Origin of the sequence: Saccharomonospora halophila 8 (genome assembly GCF_000383775.1) — a bacterium.
Lineage (GTDB): Bacteria > Actinomycetota > Actinomycetes > Mycobacteriales > Pseudonocardiaceae > Saccharomonospora > Saccharomonospora halophila.
Genome location: NZ_KB912527.1, coordinates 12,636 through 20,594, shown reverse-complemented (window position 1 = coordinate 20,594; position 7,959 = coordinate 12,636). Strand labels below are relative to the sequence as shown.

Genomic DNA, 7,959 nt, shown 5'->3' with positions numbered 1-7,959 from the left:
CCTGCGCCCGGGCCGACAGGGACGACAGCCCGGACACGGCGGAGGCGCTCGCGCCCCGGGAACGCGACGTGCTGGCCGAGGTCGCGCGGGGGCTGACCAACGCGGAGATCGCGGAGCGGCTGGCGCTGCGGCCGGAGACCGTCAAGGCGTATCTGCGCAGCGCCATGCGCAAGCTCGACGTCCACTCCCGCCACCACGCGGTCGCCGCCGCCCGGCGGGCGGGGCTGTTGCCGTGACGATTCGCCCCGGCACACTCGGTCGGCGTTGCTGGGCGGCGACGTCTGTTTCCCGTGCTCAGCTCAGTGCGCCAGGTGCCCCGGTAGCGCGCCACCGTCGACGGGCAGGCTGATCCTGTGACCACCGCGCCCACCCGACCTCCCGCAGGTCGACCTCGAACAGCACCATCGCCTCGGACAGGTGCGCGCCACTCTGCGCCCCGGCTACCGCCGCCGTCCGGGCCCGGTCACCCTCGACCTCCCGAACGACACCCCGCACCGCGAACTCCTCGTCGTCCGGTGGAACGACGGTCGAGTGAAGCGCGATCCGCGGTTCCCGCCGGAGATCTGCCAGCTTCGGGGAGCTGTGGGTGATCGCCACGCACAGCCCGCCCGCGCCGAGGATCGGGGCGATCGGATGGATCCGGGGGCTCCCGTCGGCGGCCACCGTCGACAGGAACGTGTATCCGTGGTTCTCGTCGAGCAGCCGTTCACCGAGGCGGGCCAGTTCGGGCTCCTGCTGCGCGAACACCGTCCACAACATCGACGTAAGCTAGCAAATCACCCGACATGACGGCACCGCTTCCGGCGGAGCTGTCCGGCATCGGCCATTCCTGCGACGTCGGTCGTCCGCCGGTCTGTTGCTCTCGACAGCGGCGGGTGCGACCACTCCGGTGGTGTGTGGGGCAGTGCGTCATGTGCACTGCATCTCGAGCCACGTCGCGTCGAAGTCGCCCGCCTGTAGATGCGCGTCGTGGGCCACGAAGTAGAGCATCCCGCTGTCCCCCCATTCCCAGCCGAGGTGCTCGTCGCTGTCCAACTGGAGCAGCAGCCGCCACGGCACCCCGTCGTCCCCGTTGGACGAATGGTCCGGTGCGGGGTCGGTCTCCACGTCTCCGAATACCGGAGCCTGCACGGGAGTCGGCCATCCGCCGATCCGATGGTCGTGATGCCCCAGTTCGGTGCCGATAAGTTCGTCCCATACCTCGGTGACCTCGGTATAGACGTCGATCCGGTCCTCGGGGTCGGCCGGATGCGGCGTATCGGCAACGGCGAGTGTGCGGGGCACGATCTCGTCCTCCCACGCGGGCAGGGTGAGAACCGGCGCGAACTCGACGGTTCGGGCTGAACGGACCCGAGCACTGTCCGGGGCTGGGCGTTCCGCGGCATCGGCCTTGGCGGGGACCACACGCCAGGTGGTGGACGGATCGGGCACCGTCCACAACAGCTCGGGCTGCTCGACGAGGAAGAAGACGCTGAGAAAACGCACTCCCGGGGGCGGTTCGGGAAGGTCGCACGGCCCGAGTTCCGCCAAGTCGATGACCGCCAGCGGGTCGAGTGGCACGTCGCGGTGAGTAGGCCATGGTGTCCCGTCGTCGAGCCGGGGCAGCCCGCCGAGACGGGAGTGCCCCGCGTCGCCGGACCGTCCCGGCACCAGGCGTAGTCCCGTGCGGGTCAGCGCGAGAAGACGGTCGGCGGTCACGGTGTCGAACACATCGCCGAGCAGGTCACGCAGTCGCGTGCGTTGATGATCGAGGGGCCACATGGCGGTGCAGGATGCCACGGTGGACCGACAATTCGTCCGGTCCTGCGCGGGACACCATTCTCAACGGACGTGTGTCAGCCACCGTTGCAGGGCGATGGCGAGGTGCACCGGTGCGTCGTAGTGGACGAGGTGTCCGGCTCCGTCGATGATCTCCAGGTCGGCGCCGGGGATGGCCGCGGTCAATCGCTCGGCCCGGTCCACGGGGATCCAGGTGTCCTCCCGACCCCAAATGATCTTCACGGGGAGGTCGAGTTCGGGATAGCGGTCCTGGATCTCGTCGGTGAAGCGTTGGTCGGCGGCGGCGATCTGCCGGTAGAACGCGGGCTGTCCCTCGGGTGTCAGCCACGGCGCGGTGACCGTGTGCCGCTGTTCGGCAGTCAGGCCACGGTGACTGGCACCGACGACGTAGGCCTCCAGTGCGCCCCGGTGCACCGCCGGAGGCTGGCCGGCGAACGCGTCGGTGTTCTCGGCGACGAGGCGGAAGAAGTCCGAGCCCCAGGGGCGCAGCGCGACCACGTCGACCAGTGCCAGCGAGGCGAACGGCACGCCGTGCAGCAGGTGCGCCCGCAGCGACACGGCACCGCCGTAGTCGTGGGCGATCACGTGCGGCGCCGGAAGCTCCCAGTGCCGCAGCAGGTCGGTGAACAGCTCGGCCTGCGTGCCGAGATCCACGGCGTGGTCCGGATGCTTCGAGGACTGCCCGTAGCCGGGCATGTCCCACAGATAGACCGTGAAGTCTCGGGCGAGCGCTTCGGCGAACGGCACCCACAGCTGGGACGACCAGGGCGTCCCGTGACACAGCACCACCGCCGGGCCGCTCCCCAGTCGTTCCCACGCTACCGTGCGATCCCGCCATAGGAAGTGTCGTGACAGCTCCACGATCGCCCATTATGCCGTACCCGTGCCTGCCGGGTATGAGCGCAACGTCGTGGTATACGGGCGCTCGAAGCGGTGTGGGTGTCGGACCAGGTTCGGATCTGTCGGCCGAAGACGTGTTACCGACCTGCCTGCCGTGGACGCGTCGAATGCATGCGCGTCTCCTGCAGGATCGCTAAATGAGTTATCTGGGACTGGTGACCCTTGTCGTCGACGACTACGACGAGGCTATCGCCTTCTACACCGGTCGTCTTGGCTTCGTGCTGCTGGAGGACACCGCGCTCGAGGACGACAAACGGTGGGTCGTGGTGCGGCCGCCCGGTGCGGGAGAGACCGCGCCGCTCCTCGCGCGGGCCGCGACTCCACACCAGCGAACACGGGTCGGCGACCAGACCGGCGGGCGCGTCGGCATGTTCCTGAACACGGACGACTTCGACCGCGACTACCGCAGGATGTCCGCGGCCGGAGTCGTGTTCGAGACGGCTCCCCGACACGAGCCCTACGGGACGGTCGCGGTGTTTCACGACCTCTACGGGAATCGGTGGGACCTGATCGAGCCTTGCCGGTGAGTCGGTCGCTCCGCCAGCGGTGTCCGCGCGGGTGTCGAGCGCACGGCTTCCTCAGGAAGCCGCCCGGGACGGCTGGTAGGTCGCCATCAACACTCCTGTGGTGGTCGGCGTGCAGTCGACCAGGCGCAGCCGGTGCGCGTCGTCGTCCGGGCCGAACAGGCGGTGGCCCGAGCCGAGGACGAGCGGATGGATCATCAGGAACAGCTCGTCGACGAGTCCGTGGGGGAGCAGGGAGCGAACGAGCCGGCCGCTACCCATGATCACGAGGTTGCCGCCCGGCTGACTACGCAGAGCGGCTACCTCAGCGGGGACGTCCCCGCTGAGGAGCGTGGAGTTCGGCCAGGGCAGTTCGGCGTCCGGCCTGGAGGAGGCGACGTACTTCCTCGTTTCGTTGAGTCCGTCCTTGAACGGGCCGCCCGCCTCGTTCCAGTAACCGAGCATGCCGTCGTAGCTGCGTCGGCCGAACAGCCAGGAGAACTCCCGGCCCATGCGCTCGCCCATGGCGGCGCCCATCGCCGGATCGTTGGCCTGCTGAGCCCAACCGCCGTGCCGGAAGCCGTCCCGGGTGTCTTCGTCGGGATGGCCCGGAGCCTGCAGCACACCGTCGAGGCTGACATGGTTCACGACCAGAACACGCACGGAGACTCCTGGTGGCCGGGATTTGCAGTGCTCCCGGACAGCGCACAGGGTCTCCGCGCACCGCGCAACTCGCTCAGCCGTGCGAGGCGCCCCCCTGCGACGAGGTGGCGCTGTGCTCGGGCACGGCAACCGGCCGGAGCCGGTCGAGCAGCCACAGCAGGATGCCGCAGAGCGCCGACGCCGCCGCGAGCAGTTGCAGCACCCCGGACAGCCCGAGCACGGGCACGAACGCGCCCACCGCCGCCGGGGCGGCGATCGAGCTGACGGCCCCGACCACCAGCGCCACGGTGAAGCCGTCACCGGGTCGGTCCGCGACCGCTTCGGCGGTCCAGATCGCGAGCACCGCCGAGCCGACCATGTACGCGGCCCCGAACAGCAGTGCGGACACCAGCACCAGGGGCAGCGAGGTCTCCCCGAGGGCGAGCAGGGCGAGTGACACACCGACCACGGCGAGGCACGCCGCACCCGTTCTCGCCGACCCGAGCACACCGGTGATGGCGCCCGTGCGCAGCCCGAGCAGTCCGCTGACACCGAGCACCGCGATCAGGGTGGCGCCGGCGGCGGCCCCGAGCCCGCCGCTGCGGACCGCATCGCTGGCGTAGGTGAAGTAGATGGTGCACGCCGCGAAGTAGACGACGGCGTAGGCCAGCGGCCGCACCATGCTGCGGCGTAGCGGTGGACGCAGGGTGCCGGATCCGCCCGGTTCCGGGGGCAGGCGCGGCACCGTGCGCAGGTTGACCACGGCCGCCACCGCCGCGGCGAGAGCGATACCCGCCCAGGCGACCCGCCAGGAGGTCAGCGTCCCGACGATGCCGAGGACCCCGAGTCCGATCAAGCCGCCACCGGTACCAGTGGTGATCACCGCCAGCAGGGTCGGTCGGTCGCGCGGCGGTGCCACCGCCGTCACGATGTCGGAGTAGGGTGCCCAGACCCAGCCCGCGGAGCTGCCCGCGAGCACCGCCCCTGCGGCCAGCAGCCCCGGCGTGGGCGCGAACGCGACCGTCGCCGCACCCGCCACGCCGCACAGTCCGCCGATGGTCGTCGGGGCCCGGTGGCCGAATCGGGCGGCGACGGAGGGGACGCACAGCAGCCCGACCAGGTAGCCGACGAAGGTGCCGCTGGCGATCAGCCCGAGCAGCAGCTCCGAGAGCCCGAACTCCGCACGCACGTCGGGCAGCGTCAGGCCGTAGGCGTAGCGGGCCATGCCGAAGGCGACACCGACGACGGCGGCACCGCCGACACCGAGCCGCATCGTCGAGGAATCCACACACTCCACGGTCCCAGGCGGGGGTTCGCGGACGTCCGGGACCGGCGCAGGCTGCTGTCTCCGTCACACCGCGGTGCTGCGGCTGGTGGACGGTGTACGCCCCGTGCTCACCCGGGTCGCTCCGTCCCCGGGAGCCCTGCCGGAGATTACGGTCCACCTGTCCCGAGACTTGTCGGTCGAGTCTTCGGTGGCCCACTCGCCACCGCTGTCATGAACACGTGCGGACTCCTCCGTGGATCACCACGCACCCGACAGTTCCGCGATGCTTCGATGCCCGGCTCGCACTACGAGGGTGCTGCTGTCCTCGCCCTGGATCCGGGCGAGGACATCGTCGATCTCTTCGGAGAGGTCCTGCGTTCCCAGGTCGGCCAGGTAGCGTTGAGCGGCCCGCGTGTAGAACTCCGAGCGGCTGACCCCCAAGGCCGTCGCGCGCTGCTCCACCTTCTCGAACGTGGTGTCCGGGATCGAGATGGCAGTCTCCATGCGGTCAGTATGACCGGGTAAACGCACGGCGTGGGCAGTCCAACCGGACCTGGGCGCCCCCGGCAGGATTCGAACCTGCGACACCCGCTTTAGGAGAGCGCTCCAGGGCTCGCGTCAGCCTGCGTGGACGGTGCGTGCACGCCTGTCCACCGGCGTGACGCGAAGCGTTGGTTGTCGTCGTTTGCGGCTGTTACTTGATGGGATGTGCCCCATATGTGCCCCATCGTTGCTGGCGCGCTGTACGGCGGTTCTTGACCCAACGCGGTGCTGATGACCTCTCTCAGCGAGTCAAGTTGGTCGACGCTACTCCCGTCCCGCTGCTGAACAGGATGTCAAGTAAAACTACTGAAAGTCTTCGCGGGGTCATCATTCGGGAAAATAGAGAGTAGATTGAAGTCGGTTGAGCATTCGTTGACAGTAATTGAGCCCTGTGTGGCACATATCGACATATTCGCTGATTATCCGTTCGCGTCTCGATCGCTTTCCTTGGCCTCGTGCAGAGGAAGGCGTCATATCCATCTCGTGTGCTATATTATTCCGTGCTCGAAAAAGCGGGTCGAGACGCTTTGCGTCTATGTATAAATCTTTTTCTCCCTTTAACCCAAGTGCGGATAGACTTTGTTCCACCTGGTTTCGCGACTGTAGGCTCGAGTTAGTTAAAGACTCGACATAGGCGCGTGTTAGGATGTCGCTTGACTCTCGCGAAGCAAGGAGAATAGCGACATTCTTCGTATCTAAGTTCGGCCCATCTTGGATGTACTTCATTACGAATTGAATGTACTTGTCTCTAGCGGACTCGGAGGCTTCCACTTGGATCGCTAGGCAGTTCCTCAAGGCTTCTTTGAATACTGTGTCGATGGCGGCTCCTGAAAACACGACAGCTGCACGAAAGATGTCCTGTTCGGTATCTGTCAAGCGTCCTCTTGAAGCTGGACGCGACTCCCGAAGTATCGGGTAGGTTGTTTCAATTAACCCAGATACGGAATCATATGCGCTCGCAAGGTAACGCTGCGACGTGTGCAGGACTGAGTCAAGCCCGACCGTCGTTTCATCAAGTCCTGGTAGAGTAGTCTTTGGCATGTCTCCGCCTATGCTGTCCTAAGTTGCAATCCGCTTGGGCACCATATCTAGTGGTGCAGTTTACTCGATCTGTTGCTCGGTTCACCAAGGAGTCCATCCGAGCCATGTGGAGACAGTCGCAATAGCCGCCGCTATTGTTGCAGCTCCGATGATGAGACCACGCTTACGCCAACGAGTCCACCATGGTGTGTCCTCGGACTCAGAGTCAAAATCTCCGACCTGGCTCGTTGATGAGTTTGAGGATTGGCTATTGACGAGTCTTACATTGTTTCGTTTCCCGGTGACGATCAATCCAACTGCGTGGTCGACGGTCGTCTTGTCTGGGTCTGCGTCATGATCAGGAAGAAATGCCGCTATCTCAGCGATCAGTTCCGCGAGTGAAGTGCGGACCTGTTCAATTACTCCGTTGATGCTGGCCCGGGACACCGCCCAATATATACGGGTGATCTGTCCAGCATGAGGATCCGATCTCTTTGCGTGCATCAATTTAATGATTTCGGCAGACCCGGGGAGCGCCAGCTTTAGATGATCTTCCTCGGCGTTTGCCAACTGTTCGATATCGCCCAGGCCATCATGTAGAGGGACTTGCTCGTTGATATGATCGCGCACCACGTCGGGTAAGTCATGCGAGCTGATTTGTTGATTGTGTATCTGGCCACCGAAAGGCAAAAGTCCATCGATGGCGATCATTCCGCGTACGTGCCGATAATCCGGAATAGGCTCATCGTGGTTGTAGCCTCGCAGTTCTTTCCGTGCCCAGTCCCGCAACTCGCTGGAACTTGCTCGTCCTCCCAAGATTATGCATTTGCGCAGTAGAGACGTGACAGAGGTGCTCTCATCCATTATGTCTCGTTCGATCTGCCGCAGCAGACTCCGGTCTCGATCCTTCATGTCAATAGTGTCGCTAGAGAGACTCAAGTCGCTACGTACTGGGGTGTGACGCAGTGTTCCTCATGAACGTGGGTGGGTCCGGTGTGCCATCCCGTCGACCTGGCGTAAGCCCGATCACGCCGTGTCAAGGGGGCAACCCTCCTGCGGTGGTGACGGGCGTGACCAGGCTTGCCCCCTTGATGCGGCGTGATAGCCCTCTGGGAGGTCGACGGGATGGCACACCCCGCGGGACCACCCACGGACCGCAGCGCACGCACCTTGCCCCGGCTATCCCGGAGACCTGCCCGTCCGGCGAGGACATCTCTTCTTTGCTCTGCGACCGGTGCTGTCCGGCCGCGTCCAGGCCCCGGCCGGCGCGCGGGACCGGCGGCAGCCGCACGCCCGCGCTTGCCG

Annotated in this window: 10 protein-coding genes; 2 read left to right on the top strand and 8 right to left on the bottom strand. The window is 66.0% G+C overall.

Annotation, left to right across the window (positions count from 1 at the left end; genetic code table 11):
- Positions 1-236, top strand: a 236-nt coding sequence (locus SACHA_RS21060; RefSeq protein WP_039738412.1) for a helix-turn-helix domain-containing protein, incomplete at its 5' end; no start/stop codon positions are given.
- 58 nt (positions 237-294) lie between these two features.
- On the opposite strand, the gene SACHA_RS23355 is transcribed toward SACHA_RS21060, so the two are convergent.
- The 3 genes from SACHA_RS23355 to SACHA_RS0108420 all read right to left on the bottom strand — a co-directional run bounded on the left by SACHA_RS23355 (position 295) and on the right by SACHA_RS0108420 (position 2,568).
- A complete protein-coding gene (locus SACHA_RS23355) occupies positions 295-759 on the bottom strand; it encodes a pyridoxamine 5'-phosphate oxidase family protein (protein WP_019808805.1) in 465 nt (154 codons plus the stop codon).
- Between the two features lie 150 nt (positions 760-909).
- The gene (locus SACHA_RS0108425; protein WP_019808804.1) at positions 910-1,761 is read right to left on the bottom strand and encodes a YwqG family protein; all 852 of its coding nucleotides are present in this window, start codon (positions 1,759-1,761) and stop codon (positions 910-912) included.
- Positions 1,762-1,821: 60 nt separating this feature from the next.
- Positions 1,822-2,568 (bottom strand): alpha/beta fold hydrolase, encoded by a 747-nt coding sequence (locus tag SACHA_RS0108420; protein WP_019808803.1) that lies wholly within the window; start codon positions 2,566-2,568, stop codon positions 1,822-1,824.
- A gap of 248 nt (positions 2,569-2,816) precedes the next feature.
- Between SACHA_RS0108420 and SACHA_RS0108415 the strand changes: the two genes are divergently transcribed.
- Positions 2,817-3,206 carry a VOC family protein gene (locus SACHA_RS0108415; protein ID WP_019808802.1) on the top strand — a complete coding sequence of 130 codons (390 nt, stop codon included), beginning with the start codon at positions 2,817-2,819 and terminating at the stop codon, positions 3,204-3,206.
- 51 nt (positions 3,207-3,257) lie between these two features.
- Here SACHA_RS0108415 and SACHA_RS0108410 read toward each other — a convergent pair whose 3' ends face one another.
- The 5 genes from SACHA_RS0108410 to SACHA_RS24390 all read right to left on the bottom strand — a co-directional run bounded on the left by SACHA_RS0108410 (position 3,258) and on the right by SACHA_RS24390 (position 7,566).
- Positions 3,258-3,845, bottom strand: coding sequence for a dihydrofolate reductase family protein (locus tag SACHA_RS0108410; RefSeq protein WP_019808800.1), 588 nt, complete (start codon positions 3,843-3,845; stop codon positions 3,258-3,260).
- Between the two features lie 73 nt (positions 3,846-3,918).
- Positions 3,919-5,112 (bottom strand): MFS transporter, encoded by a 1,194-nt coding sequence (locus SACHA_RS21050; RefSeq protein WP_019808798.1) that lies wholly within the window; start codon positions 5,110-5,112, stop codon positions 3,919-3,921.
- A gap of 237 nt (positions 5,113-5,349) precedes the next feature.
- Positions 5,350-5,595, bottom strand: a complete 246-nt coding sequence (locus SACHA_RS0108400; RefSeq protein WP_019808796.1) for a hypothetical protein — start codon at positions 5,593-5,595, stop codon at positions 5,350-5,352.
- A gap of 366 nt (positions 5,596-5,961) precedes the next feature.
- A complete protein-coding gene (locus SACHA_RS26580; RefSeq protein WP_408640321.1) occupies positions 5,962-6,675 on the bottom strand; it encodes a HEPN domain-containing protein in 714 nt (237 codons plus the stop codon).
- Between the two features lie 81 nt (positions 6,676-6,756).
- Entirely contained in the window at positions 6,757-7,566 is an 810-nt protein-coding gene (locus SACHA_RS24390; protein ID WP_157601636.1) for an AbiTii domain-containing protein, read from the bottom strand.
- Between the last annotated feature and the right edge of the window lie 393 nt (positions 7,567-7,959).

What these genes read in the sequence shown, in the direction of transcription:
- SACHA_RS23355 (WP_019808805.1), bottom strand. Translation starts at nt 759, where the DNA reads ATGTTGTGGACGGTGTTCGCGCAGCAGGAGCCCGAACTGGCCCGCCTC.
- SACHA_RS0108425 (WP_019808804.1), bottom strand. Translation starts at nt 1,761, where the DNA reads ATGTGGCCCCTCGATCATCAACGCACGCGACTGCGTGACCTGCTCGGC.
- SACHA_RS0108415 (WP_019808802.1), top strand. Translation starts at nt 2,817, where the DNA reads ATGAGTTATCTGGGACTGGTGACCCTTGTCGTCGACGACTACGACGAG.
- SACHA_RS0108400 (WP_019808796.1), bottom strand. Translation starts at nt 5,595, where the DNA reads ATGGAGACTGCCATCTCGATCCCGGACACCACGTTCGAGAAGGTGGAG.
- SACHA_RS26580 (WP_408640321.1), bottom strand. Translation starts at nt 6,675, where the DNA reads ATGCCAAAGACTACTCTACCAGGACTTGATGAAACGACGGTCGGGCTT.
- SACHA_RS24390 (WP_157601636.1), bottom strand. Translation starts at nt 7,566, where the DNA reads ATGAAGGATCGAGACCGGAGTCTGCTGCGGCAGATCGAACGAGACATA.